This window comes from Haemophilus sp. THUN1692 (assembly GCF_059704395.1).
Genome location: NZ_AP046579.1, coordinates 1,835,136 through 1,854,938, shown reverse-complemented (window position 1 = coordinate 1,854,938; position 19,803 = coordinate 1,835,136). Strand labels below are relative to the sequence as shown.

The following is a 19,803-nucleotide window of genomic DNA, read 5'->3' as shown; positions in this document are numbered from 1 at the left end:
CAGTTTACTGTTTACTGCCTTGCCTACTCAGACTTTCTCTCGAAAATCTCTTGTTTTCAGCTTGTTTCCAATTTTTTAAAGAACAGTAAGATAATCTAACAAAGTTATCTTTAATTGGCGTCCCCACGGGGATTCGAACCCCGGTTACCGCCGTGAAAGGGCGATGTCCTAGGCCTCTAGACGATGGGGACATCAATTAAAGATACTCTATCATATTTCTTATCTTTCAACGTTGCTTTCGCTTCGTTTCAAATCTTGTCTATAACTATCAGCCAATCTGTGTGAGCACTCGCTGTCTCTCGTCTTGGGTAAGGAGGTGATCCAACCGCAGGTTCCCCTACGGTTACCTTGTTACGACTTCACCCCAGTCATGAATCATACCGTGGTAAACGCCCTCCCGAAGGTTAAGCTATCTACTTCTGGTACAACCCACTCCCATGGTGTGACGGGCGGTGTGTACAAGGCCCGGGAACGTATTCACCGCGACATTCTGATTCGCGATTACTAGCGATTCCGACTTCATGGAGTCGAGTTGCAGACTCCAATCCGGACTTAGACGTACTTTCTGAGATTCGCTCCACCTCGCAGTTTCGCCACCCTCTGTATACGCCATTGTAGCACGTGTGTAGCCCTACTCGTAAGGGCCATGATGACTTGACGTCATCCCCACCTTCCTCCAGTTTATCACTGGCAGTCTCCTTTGAGTTCCCGACCGAATCGCTGGCAACAAAGGATAAGGGTTGCGCTCGTTGCGGGACTTAACCCAACATTTCACAACACGAGCTGACGACAGCCATGCAGCACCTGTCTCATGGTTCCCGAAGGCACTCCCGTATCTCTACAGGATTCCATGGATGTCAAGAGTAGGTAAGGTTCTTCGCGTTGCATCGAATTAAACCACATGCTCCACCGCTTGTGCGGGCCCCCGTCAATTCATTTGAGTTTTAACCTTGCGGCCGTACTCCCCAGGCGGTCGATTTATCACGTTAGCTACGGGCACCAAGCTCTAAGCCCAATCCCCAAATCGACAGCGTTTACAGCGTGGACTACCAGGGTATCTAATCCTGTTTGCTCCCCACGCTTTCGCACATGAGCGTCAGTACATTCCCAAGGGGCTGCCTTCGCCTTCGGTATTCCTCCACATCTCTACGCATTTCACCGCTACACGTGGAATTCTACCCCTCCCTAAAGTACTCTAGTTACCCAGTCTGAAATGCAATTCCCAGGTTAAGCCCAGGGCTTTCACACCTCACTTAAATAACCGCCTGCGTGCCCTTTACGCCCAGTTATTCCGATTAACGCTCGCACCCTCCGTATTACCGCGGCTGCTGGCACGGAGTTAGCCGGTGCTTCTTCTGTATTTAACGTCAATGACGTGTACTATTAGCACACATCCCTTCCTCAATACCGAAAGAACTTTACAACCCGAAGGCCTTCTTCATTCACGCGGCATGGCTGCGTCAGGGTTCCCCCCATTGCGCAATATTCCCCACTGCTGCCTCCCGTAGGAGTCTGGACCGTGTCTCAGTTCCAGTGTGGCTGGCCATCCTCTCAGACCAGCTAGAGATCGCAGGCTTGGTGAGCCTTTACCTCACCAACTACCTAATCCCACTTGGGCTCATCTTATGGCATGTGGCCCGAAGGTCCCACACTTTAATCTTTCGATATTACGCGGTATTAGCTACAGTTTCCCGTAGTTATCCCCCTCCATAAGCCAGATTCCCAAGCATTACTCACCCGTCCGCCACTCGTCAGCAAGAAAGCAAGCTTCCTCCTGCTACCGTTCGACTTGCATGTGTTAAGCCTGCCGCCAGCGTTCAATCTGAGCCATGATCAAACTCTTCAATTCAAGTTCAATCGCTCAATATATTGCTTAGCTATAAATAAAAATACTACTTAAAAAGTAATTATGAATTTTCAGTTAAGCACCTATTAAGACTTCAAAATTAAAAAATATTTTTAAAACAAGTCAATCAACAAGTGCCCACACAGATTGTCTGATACATTGTTAAAGAGCAAAAAACAACGACGCACTTGTAAACTTAAATACTTCACAACAGTGCGTCGTTGTGTGCGGTGCATTATAGGGATTTTCAAATCCCTTGCAAGTACTTTTTGCAAAAATATTTAAAAAAATGATCTTTTGATGGAAATATAAACATTTCATTAAAAAGTGCGGTTAGAAATACAATAATTTTCCAATTATTATTTTTTCCAATAGCTTGGAATAAACAGCACAATTAATGAAAATATTTCTAAACGTCCACAGATCATAGCAAAACTAAAGACTAATTTAGCACTTTCTGGAACATCAATAAAACTTTCATGAATAAAGCCAAGTCCCGGTCCTGCATTCGTTAATGTGGCGAATACAGCCCCCATCGCATCAAAAACATTCATTCCACAAAGAATAACAGCAAAAACACACCCCCAATAAACCAGTATAAAAATAATGAAGAATGCCCAAATACTTTCTACCATTCTTAGTGCTAGACGATTTTTACCTATTCGAATTGGTTGTACTAAATTTGGATGAATTAGACTATGCAGTTCTCGATCGATTTGTTTCCACAATATAAGTGTCCGTATCGCTTTTAATCCCCCAGTTGTTGAACCGCCACAACCACCAATTACCGCAGAAATCACCAGTAAAAGCCCAATAAAAGGCGGAAGATTATTAATGTCAAAAATTGTATAACCAGAAGTCATTGACATTGATGTTAATTGTAATGCACCTTTTGTTACTGCCTCGTTCATATCTGAAACTAAACCGTAACTATATAAAGATAGAGATACAATACCAATAAAAATAATTTGCATTGTTAGAAAAAAACGAAATTCGGGATCTTTCCAATAATTTCGCCAAATATTTCTTTTACCTAGTGCAAGAAAAGCGGAAATGTGCAGGTTAAAATTTACACCACAAATTAGCATAAAGATCGTTGTAATCCAATAGATAGAGGGCTGATTAAAATAGCCGATACTTGCATCGTGCGTTGAAAATCCTCCATTTGAAATTGTCGAAAAACTATGCCCAATGGCATCAAAAAGATTCATTCCTGATAGCCAATATGCAATGGCACAAAGAACAGTTAATGAAGCATAAATAATCCATAGAGCTTTCGCCACTTCTGAAATTTTAGGCAAAGATTTTTGATCTTTAAGAGGGCCTGAAGATTCTGCTCGATATAATTGTGTCCCACCAATTCCCAACAGCGGAATTATCGCCACAGCCAATACGATAATCCCCATACCACCTAACCATTGTAAAAACTGACGATAAAACAAAATAGATTTAGGTAAATTATCCAGCCCCGTCATCACCGTTGCACCAGTAGTAGTTAAGCCAGAAAATGCTTCAAATACAGCTGAAGCAATAGTTAAATGTGGTGAATCGAACAATAAAAGAGGCAATGTTGCCAAGCTTCCTAAAACTAACCAAAAAGCCACAACAATCAAAAAACCATCACGGGATCGTAATTCTTGTTTATGGTGATGGCATGACCACCAAAGCAATGTGCCCGCTGTCAAGCTCAAGATAAAAGCCTGCATAAATGCCTTGCCGCCACCATCGCCATAAATCAGTGCGACAAATGCTGGAATCAGCATCGTGCCAGAAAAACACATCACAAGAATACCAATAATTCGGATAATCGATAAAATATGCACTATTATTCGCCTGTCTCTAAAAGTTGGATGACTAATCTGCCCGCAGATTTTTCCGTTAATTCTGAAGAAAAAACATCGACTGTTTTTTCACTAATACCTAAAATCAAATGAATATTTACCTGAAAATCTTGAGATAAAATCTCAACCTGATATTTTTCACAAAGTTGTTGGACTAAATTTAGCTGGCCATAGTCACAATCAAGTTTGAAAGAGGCTCGTTCAACTTTAATTTCGCTTTCAATCAGCTTTAACGCTTGTTGAACACCATTGCCGTAAGCACGAACTAATCCGCCCGTTCCAAACAAAATACCACCATAATAGCGAACCACCACCGCACTAATTTCACCTAATTGACTACCTTGCAATGCACTCAACATTGGCTTTCCTGCCGTTCCAGCAGGTTCGCCATCATCAGAAAAACCAAGTTGTAGAGAATCTGTTGGCTTACCTGCTACGGCAGCCCAACAATGATGCCGAGCATTTGGATGTTCTTGTTTAATCTTTGCCCAAAAAGCTCTTGCGTCTTCTAAACCTTCGGTGTGTTGTAAATAAGTAATAAAACGGCTTTTCTTAATTTCTTCTTCAAAAACAACCGCACTTTTAGGAACGAGGTATTCCGCCATTTATTTTTTCAAGGTAATTTCGGTAGCACTAGTCTATCACTGATAACTGGGATTTGTCGAAATTTTGCCGTAAGTGCGGTATGATATGGCTCTGTTTTTCAAAAGAAAAAAGAATATGTCTGAAATTTCCGTCACACAAACCCTAGATACTTTAGGATTACGTTGCCCAGAACCTGTCATGCTTGTTCGTAAAAATATTCGTCATCTTAACGATGGAGAAATACTTTTGATTATTGCTGATGATCCTGCAACAACAAGAGATATTCCAAGTTTCTGTCAATTTATGGATCACACATTACTGCAAAGTGAAGTGGAAAAACCACCGTTCAAATATTGGGTGAAAAAAGGAAAATAAAAAATCGGCCTCATTAAAGTGCGGCCGATTTTTTTGTAATTATTAAAGATTGCGTAAGGCTTCAATACGCTTCTCGAGTGGCGGATGACTCATAAAGAGTTCACTGCGTTTACCATTAATCATAAAGGCATTTAAAGAACCTTCAAGATTTTGAGGTTCGTGAAGTTGTTGCAAACGTTGCAATGCCATGATCATTTTTTCTTTGCCTACTAAACTTGCGGAACCTGCATCTGCACGAAATTCGCGGTAGCGTGAGAACCACATTGCGATAATACTCGCAAGCACACCAAAGAGTATTTCCAATACCATCGAAACCAAGAAATAAATACCTGAACTGCGCGTTTCTTCTCCATTATTGTTACGCGAACTTGCCACCGCCGTTGCAATAACGCGAGATAAGAAAATCACGAAAGTATTCAATACACCTTGCAATAACGCCATCGTCACCATATCGCCGTTGGAAATATGAGAAATTTCGTGCGCTAAAACAGCTTCAGCTTCAGCCTCCGTCATGTTGTTTAATAATCCCGTACTCACTGCCACCAAAGAATTGCTTTTTGTCGCGCCTGTAGCAAAAGCATTCACATCGGGAGAATGATAAATCGCCACGTCTGGCATCGGAATCCCCGCTTTCTGCGCTTGGCGACTAACGGTATCAATTAACCAACGTTCAGTTTGATTACGAGGTTGAGTAATCACTTCTCCATCTACAGAACGTAATGCCATCGTTTTAGACAGGAATAATGAAATTAATGAGCCAGCAAAACCAAATAACAACGCCATAATTAAAATGCCGCCGGTGCTATTTCCTGCAATACCAGTCACACTTAAAATAATACCTAATACCAGCATTACAGCCATATTGGTTGCTAAGAAAAGAAGAATACGCATCATAATGTGTTCTCTCAAAGTTAGGGTTAAGTATTTCCTTAGTGGGGAAAATTCATAAAAAATTCAAGGTGTAATGTAAAATTTTTGTTATCAGCATACAAACAAAAAGTGCGGTCAAAAACATGCGAGTTTATGACCGCACTTTTAAGTAGAGATTGCCAAACAGAAAATTATTTTCTTACAGCAATCGCTTCAATTTCTAATCCCACATCTTTTGGTAAACGTGCAACTTCTACGCAAGAACGAGCAGGGAAGTTAGGATGATTATTTTCTTTAAAGAAACGTTCATATTCTGCATTAACTGCTGCAAAATCATTAAGATCTTTCACAAAAACCGTTGTTTTTACAATATCTGCGACGGTTAAACCCGCTTTCTCAATAATCGCTTTCACGTTTTCTAAAGATTGGCGTGCTTGTGCAACGATATCCGTAGGCACTTCACCTGTTGCAGGATTCACTGGAATTTGCCCTGAGGTTAAAACTAAATTGCCAAGATCAACCGCTTGAACATAAGGGCCAATAGCTGCCGGTGCTTTTTCAGTATGAATAATTTGAGTCATCATTTTCTCCTTAGTTGATAAAAAGTGCGGTTATTTTTCACCGCACTTTTCGTTTATTAATCAATTTCTTTTAGCACGTCATCAGAAAGCGATTCTTTATTTTCTGTTGATTTGCCATCACTTACTTTAAATTGTAAATTTTGGTAATACGCTTCTCTAAAGGTTACATATGGATCTTGAGCTTGGCGTAACAACTCCGCGTTATCGATATTTTTCGCACGAGCATCCACCGCTTGCACACCATATTTCACTAACGACCACGGACCGCCCACCCATTCCCAGAATGGATACATATAAGCCGCATCAACCACTGCGCCCGTTAATTGTCGTGGCGTTGTTGCATTATAAATCGGTAGAACAATATAAGTGCCTGCATCTACGCCGTAGCTACCTAATGTTTCACCAAAACCACGTTGGTTATCTACGCGTAGCTCTTTACTTGCGCTCGCAAAATCAATAAAGCCACCTAGACCAAATACAGTGTTAATCCAAAAGCGATTAAAGTGAACAAATGCTTTTTTCGGTTCACCTTCAATTAAGCGGTTTACAAAACTTACCGGCTCATCAAGATTATTGGCAATGCCAGCAAGACCAGAAGAAATAGGCTTGGGCACATAGTTATTCCAACCTTTTGCAGCGGGTTCTAACACATAGCGATCCATAACGTTATAGTTAAATTTCCACATGATTCGATTGAACCCTTCAAGGGTGTCATTACGCTCACTCGCTTGTTTAATATCGTTCTTATTTGCACAACCTGTCAGCACAATTACGCCGAAAAGTGCGGTCAAAATCGTCTTTATTTTCATTTTGAATCCTTATATAAATGTGGGCTTATTCTACCTAATTTGCCAAGTAACAACAAAATAAATCTTGCCCATAAAACATATAAAAAGTGCGGTAAAAAACCATTATTTTTACCGCACTATCTCATTCCTAACATAAAACTAATTTCGTTTTCTGACCTTTCAGATAATTGACAATTTCTTCAGGAACATCATCCGTAAACAAATATTCTACATCACTTAATTCGCCCAATCGAACAATCGCTTGGCGCGTAAATTTAGAGTGATCGGTCACTAATAAGGTCTGACGTGAACTTTCAATAATCGCTCGCTTTACTTGTACTTCATGGTAATCATAATCCAATAATGAACCATCAGCATCGATCGCGCTAATCCCTAAAATACCGAAATCTAGGCGAAATTGAGAAATAAAATTCACTGTAGCTTCGCCAATAATTCCACCATCCATTCGTAACGATCCACCCGCCATAACAATATCAAAACTTTCATTTTGACGTAAAAGATGAGCAGCATTCAGATTGTTCGTCACAATTCGGAGTTTTTCGTGACCAAGCAATGCATTGGCGACAGCCTCAGGCGTGGTACCAATATCAATAAACAACGATGCGCCGTTAGGAATCAACTTTGCGACTTCCTGTGCAATATTATTTTTTTGTAATGAAAAGAATTGCTTACGATCCACGTAATCAGAATTTTCTGCAGAAGATGGCGATGCCGCACCACCGTGATGGCGACGGATTAAATCCAACTCCGCCAAAATATTCAAATCACGGCGAATCGTTTGGGGGCTAACATCTAAGGCAGCAACCAGTTCTTCCGTGCTTAAATAGCCAGCTTGCTCCACTAGTTTAATAATTTTTTGATGGCGTAACGATTGTTTCATAGCGAATCCTTTATCCAAATAAAACAGGCTTACTCTAGCGAATTTTTACGTAATTTGCTATCAATAAATCCCCAAATCAAGCCGATAATCAGGCCTGAAATATGCGCTGCATTTCCCATTTCAACACCAAATAAGGGGCTAATAAAACCTAATGCGATCCCCACTAATAACATTGTGAAAAAACCTTCTGGCAGATCAAATAAATGATGATTCAATTTATCGCATATAAATACATAACCCAACACAGCATATACAACACCAGAAAGCCCAAAGAAAGCGGGGCCAGACACATAATTTTGCACATATCCTGTTATAGCGGAGGTTACAACATACAACATCAATAATTTGATCGAACCAAAAGTGCGCTCAATCATTCCACCGAAAATAAAAAACCAAGACAGATTAAACAAAATATGCAAATTAGATAAATGTACCAGTGTATGTGAAATATAACGCCACGCTTCGCTATCTTGCTCTTCGTAAGCGGAGTAATGCATCAAATACATAATATCGTCTTCAAACCCCAGCTGCTGAGCAATATAAATAAGCGCGCAAAGTGCGGTGAGAATTAGCGTGATTTTTCCTTGTTGAGCTAAAAAGTTTTTCATTCGTGATCTCGTGCTTCTGCGCAAATTTAAAAATCGGACTTCGCATTAAAGGTCATTACTTCCCCTGTAATAGGATGGGTAATCGTCAATTCTTCTGCGTGCAAACATAATCTTAGCGACATCGCTTTAGCCTGAGGATGAGAATAAAATTTATCGCCTAGAATTGGATGTCCCAATGCTAACATGTGCAAGCGTAATTGATGAGATCGGCCTGTCACGGGCGTCAGTTTCACGCGAGTACTATTATTGGAAAAACGTGCTAAAACTTCGAATTTTGTAACCGCTCTTTTTCCTAAAACGAAATCCAAACGTTGGCGAGGTCGATTTTCCCAATCACAAATCATCGGCAAATTTACCTCACCATAATCTTTCTCCAAATGTCCCCAAACAATCGCTTGATAATGTTTTTTAGGTTCACGTTCGCGAAATTGACGTTTTAATTCTCGATCCGCCGCCTTACTTAAAGCAAACACAATAATACCGCTCGTGGCCATATCCAAACGATGAGCTGGCTCACAAAAGCCAAATTTTTCTTTTACTCGACTCATTGCACTATCGTAATATTGTGGTTGATTGCCTGGCACGGAAAGCAAACCGCTAGGTTTATTCACCACGCACAAATGATTATCTTGATAAATAATATCCAAATAAGGTTCAAGAGGCGGATTGTATTCAATCAATGCCATTTTTATTCCTTGTTCGTCACAATGACACGCAAGCAATCCAAACGCCAATTTGCTTTAGAAAGCTCGTCAAGTGATTGTATTCGTTGTTGTTCCAAAGTATCAATTTCGCTCTGGCGAATATTTTTATTCACTGCTCGCAAAGCCTGCAAACGGTTAATTTCTGCACTTAATTGTTGATCTGCTTGATTTTTAGCTTCGGCAATAATCGGTTCAGCTAAAGATTTTACGAGCTGATCGCCTCGTGTAATCAAGGCTTCAATATTGGCCCGTGCCATTTTCACCATTTGATTAGCAATATTTTTACCAAGCGGTTTCAATTTGCTATGTAATGTTTCAAAGGCAACCTGCTCACCAATGTTATTTCCTTTGTTATCAAGCAACAGACGAATAGGCGTTGGCGGCAAGAAACGATTGAGCTGTAATCCTTTTGGCGATTGGCTTTCCACCACATAAATCAATTCAATTAATAAGGTTCCAGCTGGCAGTTGTTTATTCACAAGCAATGCCATTGCGGCTTTGCCAATATCCCCTGAAGCAACAAGATCAATACCTTGACGAATCATAGGATGATCCCAAGTCAAGAATTCCATTTCTTCGCGAGCAAGGGCAAGTTCTCGATCAAAGGTAACCGTCACACCTTCTTCTTTTAAACCCGGAAAATCGGGCACAAGCATTGTCCCAGTTGGGCTAATCACAATACTATTTGCCCCAAGATCTTCTTGCTCTACGCCAATAATATCAAATAATTTTAAAGCAAAATTCACAAGCTCAGGCGAATTATCTTCATCAGCAATTTGATCCGCTAACGCTTGTGCTTGCTCACCGCCATGAGAATTTAGCTCTAATAAACGATCTCGACCTTTTTCTAACTCAATCTTGAGTTTTTCTCGCGCAATTTTAGTTTGTTTTAATAATTCAGAAAATTCATTCTCTGAAAGCGCGGTAGAATTTGACCGCACTTTTTCCAATTCATCGGCAAACTGAGAAAATAATGCCATTCCCATTGGACAAGTTTGTTCAAAAGCATTCAATTCCTCATTGTACCAACGAGCCAAACGACTTTGAGGCGAATCTTTCGCACAAGGCACATAAATTTGCACATCACGTTTTTGTCCAATACGATCTAATCGGCCAATACATTGTTCCAATAAATCAGGATTTGTCGGTAAATCAAATAACACTAAATTTGCAGAGAATTGGAAATTACGCCCTTCCGAACCAATACTCGAGCTCAGTAAAACCTGTGCGCCGTTTTCTAAATCCGCAAAATAAGCCGCGGCTCTATCCCGTTCGATAATCGACATTTTTTCGTGGAACACTGCGGCACGAATCGCCTCACGTTCACGCAAAATTTGTTCTAACTGAATCGCTGTTGCCGCTGTCTGGCAAATCACAAAAATTTTTTCATCGCGATGTAGTTTGAGGAAGTCAATCAACCAATCAATTTTATCATTCTCTTCCGAGAGTGTAATTTGGTGGTAAACACGGTGCGGAAAACCTTTCACACCTTGACGTGTATTGCGGAATAACATTCGCCCCGTGCCGTGACGATCAATTAAGGCTTGAATCAGTTCCTGACGGGCACGATGCTGTTCTTCATCATTATTTGATGCAATCGCTTTAAAAAGTGGCTCGACATCTTGTTCAAGCAATAAATCAGAAATATGATTTTTTTCGACCGCACTTAATGCCTTATTTGCCAACAAAGATTCAACGGCATTAACCACAGGTTGATAGCATTCCTGCTCTTTCACAAAGGTTTGATAATCAAAGAAACGTTCTGGATCCAGTAAACGCAAACGAGCAAAATGACTTTCTTGCCCAAGTTGTTCTGGGGTTGCAGTGAGTAACAAGACGGATGGAATGATACGAGCAAGCTGTTCAACTAATAAATAAGCTGCACTTGGTGAAGATTCTAACCACACGAGATGATGCGCCTCATCCACAATTAAACAGTCAAATTGAGCATTGAGCGCCTGCTCCACTCGGTTTGGATGAGTTTCTAACCAATTCAGAGAACAAATAATTAAGCTTTCCGTTGTAAATGGATTAACGGCATCAAGATCAAAATCGTTGCAACGTTCTTCATCAAAAAGTGAAAAATGCAAATTAAAACGACGAAGCATTTCCACCAACCATTGATGTTGCAACGTTTCTGGCACGATAATAAGAACACGTTGCACTTTCTCAGCAAAAAGTTGATTCTGCAAAATCATTCCTGCTTCAATGGTTTTTCCTAAACCAACCTCATCCGCCAATAACACGCGAGGATTAACTCGATTACCGACTTCAGCGGCAATATGAAGCTGATGAGGAATTAAACCCGCACGCGTTCCGCGTAAACCACGCAATGGCGATTTAAATTGTGCTTGCTGATGACAAAGAGTGCGATAACGCAATGCAAAATGACTGCTACGATCAATTTGCGCTGAAAACAGACGCTCTTTCGCTTGGCTAAAAGAAATAATCGATGAAATATCACGTTCTTGCACAATGACATCTTCACCTTGCGGATTTTTAACTAAATAAAATAGCAAACCGTTCATATTTTGAACGTCTAAAATCTCGCCTTGCCAGCCAGCTTGATGGGATAATGTTTCACCTTTACTAAATACAATTCGGCTTAAAGGCGCTTGTGCAGCAGCATATATACGCGTTTCATCCGCAGCAGGGAAATAAATCGTGACGGTTCGTTGATCTAATGCGGTAATGATACCTAGTCCTAAAGCGTTTTCACTTTCACTCAACCAGCGCTGACCAATAGCAAAGGGCATAATAATTCTCTTTCTGATTTATATTGATAAAATTTGGGGGCGTATTGTAGCTTGCTTAAATAGCAAAAGAAATTAATAAAAGAGAATAAAAAATGGATTAAAGAAATAAATGGCACGCCCTAAAGGATTCGAACCTTTGACCCACGCCTTAGAAGGGCGTTGCTCTATCCAGCTGAGCTAAGGGCGCATTCAAAGGATTTCTTTTGTACGGAATTTCAAGACAATATAAAAGAAGTGGTCGGCGAGATAGGATTTGAACCTACGACCCACTGGTCCCAAACCAGTTGCGCTACCAAGCTGCGCTACTCGCCGACGAGTGCGCTTAATTATAGGTTTGTTTTTATCTCAGTCAATTAATTTTTTGATTTTTTAATTTAATTGTTCAAAATTATTCCACTTTAGGAAAAACGCCCCCTTTTTCGTTGTAAAAAAATCATTGTCCGTTAAAATAGCAAACGCTTTCTTTCCCATCATTCAAAAGGACAGCCCAATGACCGCACAAATCATCTCTGGTACCGCACTTTCAAAAAAAATTAAAGCCTATGTGGCAGATAAAATCACCCATTACGTTAAGCAAGGAAAACGCGCGCCTGGGCTTGCAGTCATTCTCGTGGGTGCAGATCCTGCTTCGCAAATCTATGTCGGTAATAAACGTAAAAGTTGTGAAGAAATTGGCATTCTCTCTAAATCTTATGATCTGCCAGATACCACTATACAAGATGAATTATTATCGATTATTGACCAGCTTAATGCTGATAAAAATATTGATGGTATTTTAGTGCAGCTACCGTTACCCAAACAAATTAACACAGAAGCAATAATTGAAAGAATCGACCCGAAAAAAGATGTGGACGGTTTCCATCCTTACAATGTTGGGCTTTTATGCCAACGTATTCCAACTTTACGTGCCTGCACCCCTTATGGAGTAATGAAACTATTAGAAACAACGGGCATTGACTTACATGGCAAACACGCAGTAATTGTAGGCGCATCCAATATTGTCGGCCGTCCAATGTCTTTAGAATTATTATTAGCAGGCGCAACTGTCACAGTAACTCATCGATTCACCAAAGATTTAGAAAACCATGTTCGCCAAGCAGATATACTTGTCGTCGCGGTAGGTAAGCCGAATTTGATTCCTGGCGATTGGATCAAAGAAAGTGCGGTCGTCATTGATGTCGGAATTAACCGTGTAGATGGAAAATTAGTAGGCGATGTAGAGTTTGACAAAGCAGTCGAAAAAGCGGCTTATATTACCCCCGTTCCTGGCGGTGTTGGGCCAATGACTGTTGCAATGTTAATGAGCAATACACTTTACGCTTATGAACACAACAAATAGCTTTGTATAAAAGAATCTTATAGCAAGAAAAATGGGTTAAAGCCTGATTAGCTTTAACCCGTTCATTTTAATCATTTAAGAATTCTGTAAATAATCAATCTAAATTAATTATTCAACCAGAACATATAACCGACAGTCGCAATTACGACGATACACACTAAATTCAATACGAAACCAGCTTTTACCATTTCACTTTGTTTCACTTGTCCAGAACCAAATACAATAGCATTTGGTGGCGTCGCCACTGGTAGCATGAAGGCACAAGATGCACTAAGACCAATAATTAATGCTAAACCAATTTCGGGCATACCCAATGATTGGGCGATAGAAATAAAGATCGGAACGAGCAGTGCCGCACTTGCGGTGTTAGAGGTAAATTCAGTTAAGAAAATAATAAATGCTGCAACTAACAAGCCAATAAGATAGAAATGCTGTCCTTCAATCATAAAGACAATGCTATCTGCTAAAATTTTACTTGCTCCAGAATCCTTCAATACCGCACTTAATGTTAATCCACCACCGAAAAGCATTAATACGCCCCAATCGGTACTTTCTTGAATTTGTTTCCAGCTTGCAATGCCCGTAGAACAAATCACAATAGCTGCTAATAAAGCGACGACACTATCGAAGCTAGCAATATTTTTCTGCAAACCAAGTAGGCCTGAAATCAGCGGATTAATTTGCCCACTAAATACCCAAGTTAAAGCAATCACAACAAAGATAACAAGTGTTAATACACGCACTGAATTCATTTCAATGCTTTCAAAAGATTGCTCAAAATTAATATGAAGTTTTGGCTTAAAAATAATGTAAAGCGTACCAATCATCAGTGGTAGCAAAATGATCATTATCGGTAAACCGTACCATAACCAATCTGCAAAAGTTAAATGCAAGTTACTTGCTACAATCGCATTCGGTGGACTACCCACAAGGGTTCCCATACCACCAATTGATGCACTATAAGCAATCCCTAACAACACAAACACATAAGTATTATGTTTTTTCTCACGATCAAGTTGGCTTAAAATTCCCATTGCAAGTGGTAACATCATAGCTGCAGTTGCCGTGTTACTCATCCACATAGAGAGGAAGGCTGTAATCAAAAATAGATAAATAATGGCAATAAATAAATTACCACGCGCTAACGCCATAATTTTATTAGCAATCATTTTATCGAGTTTTTGAATGTGCAAGGCTGTAGCCAAAGAAAAGCCACCAAAGAATAAAAAGATTGTAGGATCAGCAAAAGCCACTAAAGCTTGCTTAGTACTCACTAAATCTAGCGCAATCGCCAATAATGGCACCAATAATGCGGTAACCGTAACATGTAATGCCTCGGTTAACCAAAGTACAGCGACAAAAGCCAATAACGCGAAACCAGCACTAGCCTTTGGCTCATAAGGTAGCGCTTTTAATAACACAAAAAATAGCACTATATCTAAAATAAAAATAATGCCATTTTTGTGATTTTTGAAAGATTTCATCTCAGTCATAAAGCTCCTCCGTTAGTGTTCTAACTCGAACGGACTACAATGTTAAATGAATGTTAATAAGTTGCAATGCTCAATTTTCAGAAATGTGATCTAGTGCAATAAATTTCGATAAAAAAAGTGCGGTTATTTTTCACCGCACTTTTGCTCTTTCGTATTATTCGTCCGAATCATCTAAATCTAAGGGCTCTTGCGAAAGTATAATTCCTGTCAGATCTGCGTAAATATAATCTTCTGGGAAAAAGGTTACACCACCAAAATTCACTGGAACATCACTCTCACCAGCGCTGCTCTCATCTGCACTAACTGGAATTGGCGCAAGGGCATGAATACCAATATCGAGGTTTTCTAATTGCTGAATTTGGCGTACTGCACCATATACAATAATGCCTTCCCAACCATTATCAACAGCAAGTTGAGCCAATTCTGCATCAATCAAACCACGGCGTACCACACCACCGCCATCAATGACAAGCACTCGATCTTCGCCGTTTTCTTCTAATACTTCAGCAATTAATCCATTACTTTCAAAGCATTTTACCGTAGTGACTTTACCGTAAAAATGACTTACGCTACCAAAGCTTGAAAAAATTGGCTCCACTACATCCACTTGTTCTGCATAAAGATCGCAAAGTTCTGAAGTATCAATAAACATAACTTTCCCCTATCGATTGTTGAAATTTTGTTTGCTTTAAGTATATGCCGATTTAGCCGATAAGCAAGCCTAAACTAAACAAGATATTGATTAATAACGAAATCATAGACATTTGAGCCAACATTGGACGCAATTCACTTGGCAGCTGACTGCGATAAACAAAGAGCGCATGCTTAGCTAACAACGGCATTGCCAGTACAAATAAATAATTTGTCCAAGAAATGGCTGTTGCCACCACAAATGCTAAATAACATAGGGCCGCCACACTTAATAAAATACAGTAGTAAACTCGCCCCTTATATGCACCTAAACGAACGGCTAGGGTATTTTTGCCAGCTTTCGCATCCTGTTCAATATCGCGTAAATTATTAATATTTAATACCGCACTTGCCAATAAGCCGGAGCCAATAGCAGGTAAAATTATGTGACTATCAATACTGTGAGTTTGCAAATAATAAGTGCCGCCAACACCAAGCAAACCAAAAAAGACTAATACAGAGATATCGCCCAAGCCCATATAGCCATAAGGTTTTGCCCCAACCGTGTAAGTAATGGCCGCAACAATAGCTAAAATGCCAAGCCCAGCGAAAGCGAATAAATCCGAGAGGTTTTCATAAGCAATTCCAATCAAGAAACTTCCTGAAAGAAAACTGGCCACCACCATTAGAATTAATCCCCATTTCAGTTCTTTTGCTGAAATTGCGCCTTTTTGAATGCCACGTAATGGCCCAATACGTTCTTCAGTATCTGAACCTTTTTGATGATCCCCATAATCATTAGCAAAATTAGAAAGCACCTGTAATAAAATTGTCGTGAGTAAACAAAGCGCCATTACAAACCCATTAAAACCTTGTGGATTCGCCCAATAACCTAATGCCGAACCAGTGAAAATCGATGCCAACGCTAAGGGCAAAGTTTTCGGTCGAGCCGTTTCCCACCACATTTTCAATTTTTCATTTGTCATTTTTTTTGACCGCACTTTTGATTACAATAGGTCGCGTATTCTACACTAAGACACCCAATTTATGAATGATTTAACCTTATCGCCTATCGCCATTATCCACACGCCTTATAAAGAAAAATTCTCCGTACCACGCCAACCTAATTTAGTTGAAGACGGTGTAGGCATTATAGAACTTTTACCGCCGTATAATTCGCCTGAAGCTGTGAGAGGATTGGAACAATTCAGCCACCTTTGGTTAATTTTTCAATTCGACCAAATCCAACAAGGAAAATGGCACCCCACTGTACGCCCTCCGCGGTTAGGCGGTAATCAACGAGTTGGCGTGTTTGCTTCACGCGCAACGCACCGTCCGAATCCTCTTGGGTTGTCCAAAGTCGAATTACGTCAAGTAGGATGTATCAACGGTAACGTTTTTCTCCATTTAGGTGCGGTGGATTTAGTGGATGGCACGCCAATTTTCGATATCAAACCCTATATTGCCTATGCAGATAGTGAGCCAAATGCGCAATCGAGCTTTGCTCAAGAAAAACCACCAGCAAAACTGATTGTTGAATTTACCGAGCAAGCCCAAAGTGCGGTAAAAAAACGAGAAGAAAAACGACCGCACTTAAGTCGTTTCATTCGCCAAGTGCTAGAGCAAGATCCTCGCCCTGCCTATCAACAAGGTAAACCGAGTGATCGTATTTATGGTATGAGTTTATACGAATTTAATGTGAAATGGCGAATTAAAGCGGGTACGGTGAATTGTGTAGAAGTGATTGAAATAGAAAAAGACAAATAGATGGAATATGTAATAAGGCAGGGAATCCCTGCCTTAGTCGATTTAAATGCCTTATTTTAGGAAAAACTGCCCTTTAGCTAATTTAATAATCGTCATTAGAACTAATAAGCCAATCATTAAATTTGAGAAAATGAAGGCAAAAATTGACACGCCTTGTAAAACATTACCATTATAGAAAGCGATAGCACTGTTTGCCATAGACGCTAATCCGAATGAGAATCCCCATAAGCCAATGTTAAGTCCTTTTTCCACAATCCAAGGGAATAATCGCAATAAGAAAAATAATTGCAAGAATCCATATCCCCAAAGAATTTTAACTAAAGTATCCACTTCGCCATGATTGAGTGACAAATAAGCAGATACACACACAAACGCAGGTGCTAAAACAATCCCCATTGTGGCTCTAAATTGTGGCTCAAGAGATGAAATACGTAAATGTTGTAATAATACAGGTTCAAAAATAATCCAAGCAATCATTCCTGCACCAAAGAACAAATAACCTAAATCCTGGTAATCCAGTAATGCCAATGAACTTGCGCTGGTAAAATTAGCAGCTACCGCAGGCAAATAAAACGGAGGACGGGTAGATTTTTGCTCAAATACGCCACCTTGCCATAATTCACTGACACGTAATGTTGAGAAAAGCAATTGACCAATCGTTCCAATCCAAATCAAAACTTCGGCAATTAAAGGGTTCCAACGATAAAGAATATCGCCCACCAACATAGTTGTAATAGGAATCAATGCAATAAAGGAAAAACGAACTGGGCAATGATACTCTGCACAAACTTCTTCAAAGTAATAACGAAGTTTATACGCATACATTAAAATAAATAAAATCCAGACCGCACTTGCTACGATGCCAAGAACATCACTTACCATTCTCGCAGCAGGAAATAAGTTTTCTAAATGAAACCAAGCCAAAGATAAGGCAGCCAAACCAAGAGGAATACCAAAATATCCCGTTGGAAGAGGAAAAGGTTTTGTTGTATTCATAATATTATCCTTATTTTGAAAAATTTGAGCAAAGTGTAGCACAGCCATCAACAAGGGACTTTTCTAAAAATCTCAAATTTTTGTGAAATTTCTATAGAGAAACATACTTATTGTTCTGGAATAAAGCATCTACCAATTTTCATATAAATAACAATCCGCACGTAAAACGTGCGGTTTTTAGGCTCCCCTATAAGGGCCTATACTTCACAAGCCCCTCAAGGGGCTTGTGAGAACTGACAACTGCGTCTAATTATTTCCTTGATTACCCCTTAAAGGGGTCAACATGTTCTTTCGTTGATAAATTATCTTGAACCATATCTTCTTTTTCTTGGTTTCTTATATAATCCTCTACCACTTTTGTATTTAACCCTACTGTGCTTACAAAAAATCCTTTCGCCCAGAAATGCCTATTTCCATATTGTGGGGTAGTGACAATATTTGCATAAGGAAAAAGAAAAAATTTGGTGGAAAAAATTGGCTGGATCCCCTGTTTGTGGGGCTTTGGCGTTTTTAGGGGGAAAGTTTATGCAAAAATGGAAAATGGTGGGGATTGGGGGAAAATGGTCGAAAATTGGGTTTTATTTTGCATAAAAGTTGGCGGTAAATTGTTAGGTTTTAAACATTTTTAAAAATTTAAAGTTTATTTTAAAGTTAGTTTAAAACGGCTTTAAACTGAATAGATCATTGAGTTTTGCTACTAAGAATTTACCTTAAATTTCTAACCAGAGACGATAACTTAGAAGCTAACTTACAAACTCACTAAATAAAAAAGGCGGTTTCAGTGGCATAAATCGCCTTTTTTGTTGGTTTTTGGGGCTATTTTGGTGCGTTTAGATGAAATTTAGCGGTTTATTGTGTGTGATTTGGGTAGAATTTGCGAAAATGCGCTATTATTTGAGCGTGTTTTTGGGAAACACGGGCATCCTTGCTCTTGAGTTTAAAAATGGCGTAAAAGCACGCGCAGCATGGTTTTGGTTGATGTGACCACAACCATGTCGGCAATATACGCCTTTATGCCGCATTTAGCTGATGATTCTCAAGTGGTTGCGCCTCGGTTTCTTTTTTCTCTTGTAAGGCTGCCATGGTTTCTGCAGTGGAAATAATGGCTTCCTGCCCTTCTTTGCTGGCTTTGCGAAAGCATTGCAGCAAACGCTGTTCAATTTGGCTTAAGCCTTCATTATTGGGCGTTTGCGCGTTGCTTTTGGGCGTGTTTTCCAGTTCTTCTAAGGCTTTTTGAACAATCGACATGGCTTGTTCTAGGGTTGGGGTTTGCGTTATTTCGGGCTGTGGCTCTACCTGCTGCGGTTTGCCAGCAAAGCCTAGTGCCTGTTGCACGGCTTTGGGCATATCGCCAACATAATATTCAAACACATTGCCTTTTACGCCTTTCTTTCGGCGTCTTTTCCAATTTTCTCTTTTCGCATTAAGTAACACACCTTGTGGCGTACTAGCTAAACCAGCCACTCCTAGTAGATCTTTCAATAGAACCCACTCTTTCATTTAAAACTCCTTAAAAGAAAGTAACTTTATATTAAAAATTTTAAAATTTATTTCTTTAATAATCAAAAGGTTAAAGTCAATAAATGCATTTTAAAAGAAATTTTTAAAAGAAAGCATTTGACTTTCATTTAGCTTTCTTTTAACATTTAAATGAAAGCTAAGAGTAACGCTTTTAGTTTACACCAAAGTTTAACCTAAAGTGGGTTTAATTTAAATGCAAGGA

General features: G+C 39.8%; 18 protein-coding genes, 3 tRNA genes, 1 rRNA gene and 1 pseudogene. 4 read left to right on the top strand and 19 right to left on the bottom strand.

The window, feature by feature from the left end:
- Positions 1-115 precede the first annotated feature (115 nt).
- From AC6H0A_RS09400 to AC6H0A_RS09385, 4 genes are all read right to left on the bottom strand, one after another.
- Positions 116-191 (bottom strand) — tRNA-Glu (locus tag AC6H0A_RS09400).
- A gap of 118 nt (positions 192-309) precedes the next feature.
- Positions 310-1,849, bottom strand: a 16S ribosomal RNA gene (locus AC6H0A_RS09395).
- 356 nt (positions 1,850-2,205) lie between these two features.
- Positions 2,206-3,669 carry a TrkH family potassium uptake protein gene (locus AC6H0A_RS09390; protein ID WP_070047045.1) on the bottom strand — a complete coding sequence of 488 codons (1,464 nt, stop codon included), beginning with the start codon at positions 3,667-3,669 and terminating at the stop codon, positions 2,206-2,208.
- 2 nt (positions 3,670-3,671) lie between these two features.
- The gene (locus AC6H0A_RS09385) at positions 3,672-4,292 is read right to left on the bottom strand and encodes a YigZ family protein (RefSeq protein WP_005641570.1); all 621 of its coding nucleotides are present in this window, start codon (positions 4,290-4,292) and stop codon (positions 3,672-3,674) included.
- A 115-nt stretch (positions 4,293-4,407) separates the two neighbouring features.
- Between AC6H0A_RS09385 and tusA the strand changes: the two genes are divergently transcribed.
- A complete protein-coding gene (tusA, locus tag AC6H0A_RS09380) occupies positions 4,408-4,647 on the top strand; it encodes a sulfurtransferase TusA (RefSeq protein ID WP_005630802.1) in 240 nt (79 codons plus the stop codon).
- A 42-nt stretch (positions 4,648-4,689) separates the two neighbouring features.
- On the opposite strand, the gene htpX is transcribed toward tusA, so the two are convergent.
- From htpX to AC6H0A_RS09335, 9 genes are all read right to left on the bottom strand, one after another.
- The gene (gene htpX / locus AC6H0A_RS09375; protein ID WP_171898289.1) at positions 4,690-5,544 is read right to left on the bottom strand and encodes a protease HtpX; all 855 of its coding nucleotides are present in this window, start codon (positions 5,542-5,544) and stop codon (positions 4,690-4,692) included.
- Between the two features lie 164 nt (positions 5,545-5,708).
- A complete protein-coding gene (locus AC6H0A_RS09370) occupies positions 5,709-6,098 on the bottom strand; it encodes a RidA family protein (RefSeq protein WP_044232724.1) in 390 nt (129 codons plus the stop codon).
- Positions 6,099-6,154: 56 nt separating this feature from the next.
- Positions 6,155-6,907, bottom strand: a complete 753-nt coding sequence (locus tag AC6H0A_RS09365) for an MlaA family lipoprotein (RefSeq protein WP_005641562.1) — start codon at positions 6,905-6,907, stop codon at positions 6,155-6,157.
- A gap of 127 nt (positions 6,908-7,034) precedes the next feature.
- Positions 7,035-7,787, bottom strand: a complete 753-nt coding sequence (locus AC6H0A_RS09360) for a DeoR/GlpR family transcriptional regulator (protein ID WP_179231025.1) — start codon at positions 7,785-7,787, stop codon at positions 7,035-7,037.
- Positions 7,788-7,816: 29 nt separating this feature from the next.
- Complete coding sequence (locus tag AC6H0A_RS09355) at positions 7,817-8,395, bottom strand: rhomboid family intramembrane serine protease (protein WP_179231024.1); 579 nt, start codon at positions 8,393-8,395, stop codon at positions 7,817-7,819.
- Positions 8,396-8,421: 26 nt separating this feature from the next.
- On the bottom strand, positions 8,422-9,081 hold the full coding sequence (rluA, locus tag AC6H0A_RS09350; RefSeq protein ID WP_044232722.1) for a bifunctional tRNA pseudouridine(32) synthase/23S rRNA pseudouridine(746) synthase RluA: 660 nt from the start codon (positions 9,079-9,081) through the stop codon (positions 8,422-8,424).
- A gap of 2 nt (positions 9,082-9,083) precedes the next feature.
- Positions 9,084-11,855: an RNA polymerase-associated protein RapA gene (gene rapA / locus AC6H0A_RS09345; protein ID WP_005641555.1), complete on the bottom strand. Its 2,772-nt coding sequence runs from the start codon at positions 11,853-11,855 to the stop codon at positions 9,084-9,086.
- A 110-nt stretch (positions 11,856-11,965) separates the two neighbouring features.
- Positions 11,966-12,042 (bottom strand) — tRNA-Arg (locus tag AC6H0A_RS09340).
- Between the two features lie 48 nt (positions 12,043-12,090).
- A tRNA-Pro gene (locus tag AC6H0A_RS09335) sits at positions 12,091-12,167 on the bottom strand.
- Positions 12,168-12,345: 178 nt separating this feature from the next.
- On the opposite strand from AC6H0A_RS09335, the gene folD reads away from it, so the two are divergent.
- Positions 12,346-13,194: a bifunctional methylenetetrahydrofolate dehydrogenase/methenyltetrahydrofolate cyclohydrolase FolD gene (gene folD, locus AC6H0A_RS09330; protein WP_070047046.1), complete on the top strand. Its 849-nt coding sequence runs from the start codon at positions 12,346-12,348 to the stop codon at positions 13,192-13,194.
- Between the two features lie 104 nt (positions 13,195-13,298).
- Here folD and AC6H0A_RS09325 read toward each other — a convergent pair whose 3' ends face one another.
- The 3 genes from AC6H0A_RS09325 to menA form a co-directional block, all read right to left on the bottom strand.
- Positions 13,299-14,687, bottom strand: coding sequence for a DASS family sodium-coupled anion symporter (locus tag AC6H0A_RS09325; RefSeq protein ID WP_005641551.1), 1,389 nt, complete (start codon positions 14,685-14,687; stop codon positions 13,299-13,301).
- A 154-nt stretch (positions 14,688-14,841) separates the two neighbouring features.
- Positions 14,842-15,339 carry a ribonuclease E activity regulator RraA gene (gene rraA / locus AC6H0A_RS09320; protein WP_005641549.1) on the bottom strand — a complete coding sequence of 166 codons (498 nt, stop codon included), beginning with the start codon at positions 15,337-15,339 and terminating at the stop codon, positions 14,842-14,844.
- Between the two features lie 52 nt (positions 15,340-15,391).
- Positions 15,392-16,303 carry a 1,4-dihydroxy-2-naphthoate octaprenyltransferase gene (gene menA, locus AC6H0A_RS09315; protein WP_005641547.1) on the bottom strand — a complete coding sequence of 304 codons (912 nt, stop codon included), beginning with the start codon at positions 16,301-16,303 and terminating at the stop codon, positions 15,392-15,394.
- 61 nt (positions 16,304-16,364) lie between these two features.
- On the opposite strand from menA, the gene tsaA reads away from it, so the two are divergent.
- Complete coding sequence (gene tsaA / locus AC6H0A_RS09310) at positions 16,365-17,084, top strand: tRNA (N6-threonylcarbamoyladenosine(37)-N6)-methyltransferase TrmO (protein ID WP_005641546.1); 720 nt, start codon at positions 16,365-16,367, stop codon at positions 17,082-17,084.
- Positions 17,085-17,135: 51 nt separating this feature from the next.
- Here the strand turns inward: tsaA and tehA are convergent, their stop codons facing one another.
- Positions 17,136-18,080, bottom strand: coding sequence for a dicarboxylate transporter/tellurite-resistance protein TehA (gene tehA, locus AC6H0A_RS09305; protein WP_044232719.1), 945 nt, complete (start codon positions 18,078-18,080; stop codon positions 17,136-17,138).
- A gap of 262 nt (positions 18,081-18,342) precedes the next feature.
- Positions 18,343-18,501, bottom strand: a pseudogene (locus AC6H0A_RS09300) (transposase); the annotation flags it as partial.
- Between the two features lie 43 nt (positions 18,502-18,544).
- On the opposite strand from AC6H0A_RS09300, the gene AC6H0A_RS09295 reads away from it, so the two are divergent.
- Entirely contained in the window at positions 18,545-18,709 is a 165-nt protein-coding gene (locus AC6H0A_RS09295) for a hypothetical protein (RefSeq protein ID WP_167351481.1), read from the top strand.
- 382 nt (positions 18,710-19,091) lie between these two features.
- Here the strand turns inward: AC6H0A_RS09295 and AC6H0A_RS09290 are convergent, their stop codons facing one another.
- Positions 19,092-19,580 carry a DNA-binding protein gene (locus tag AC6H0A_RS09290; protein WP_005641543.1) on the bottom strand — a complete coding sequence of 163 codons (489 nt, stop codon included), beginning with the start codon at positions 19,578-19,580 and terminating at the stop codon, positions 19,092-19,094.
- Positions 19,581-19,803 lie beyond the last annotated feature (223 nt).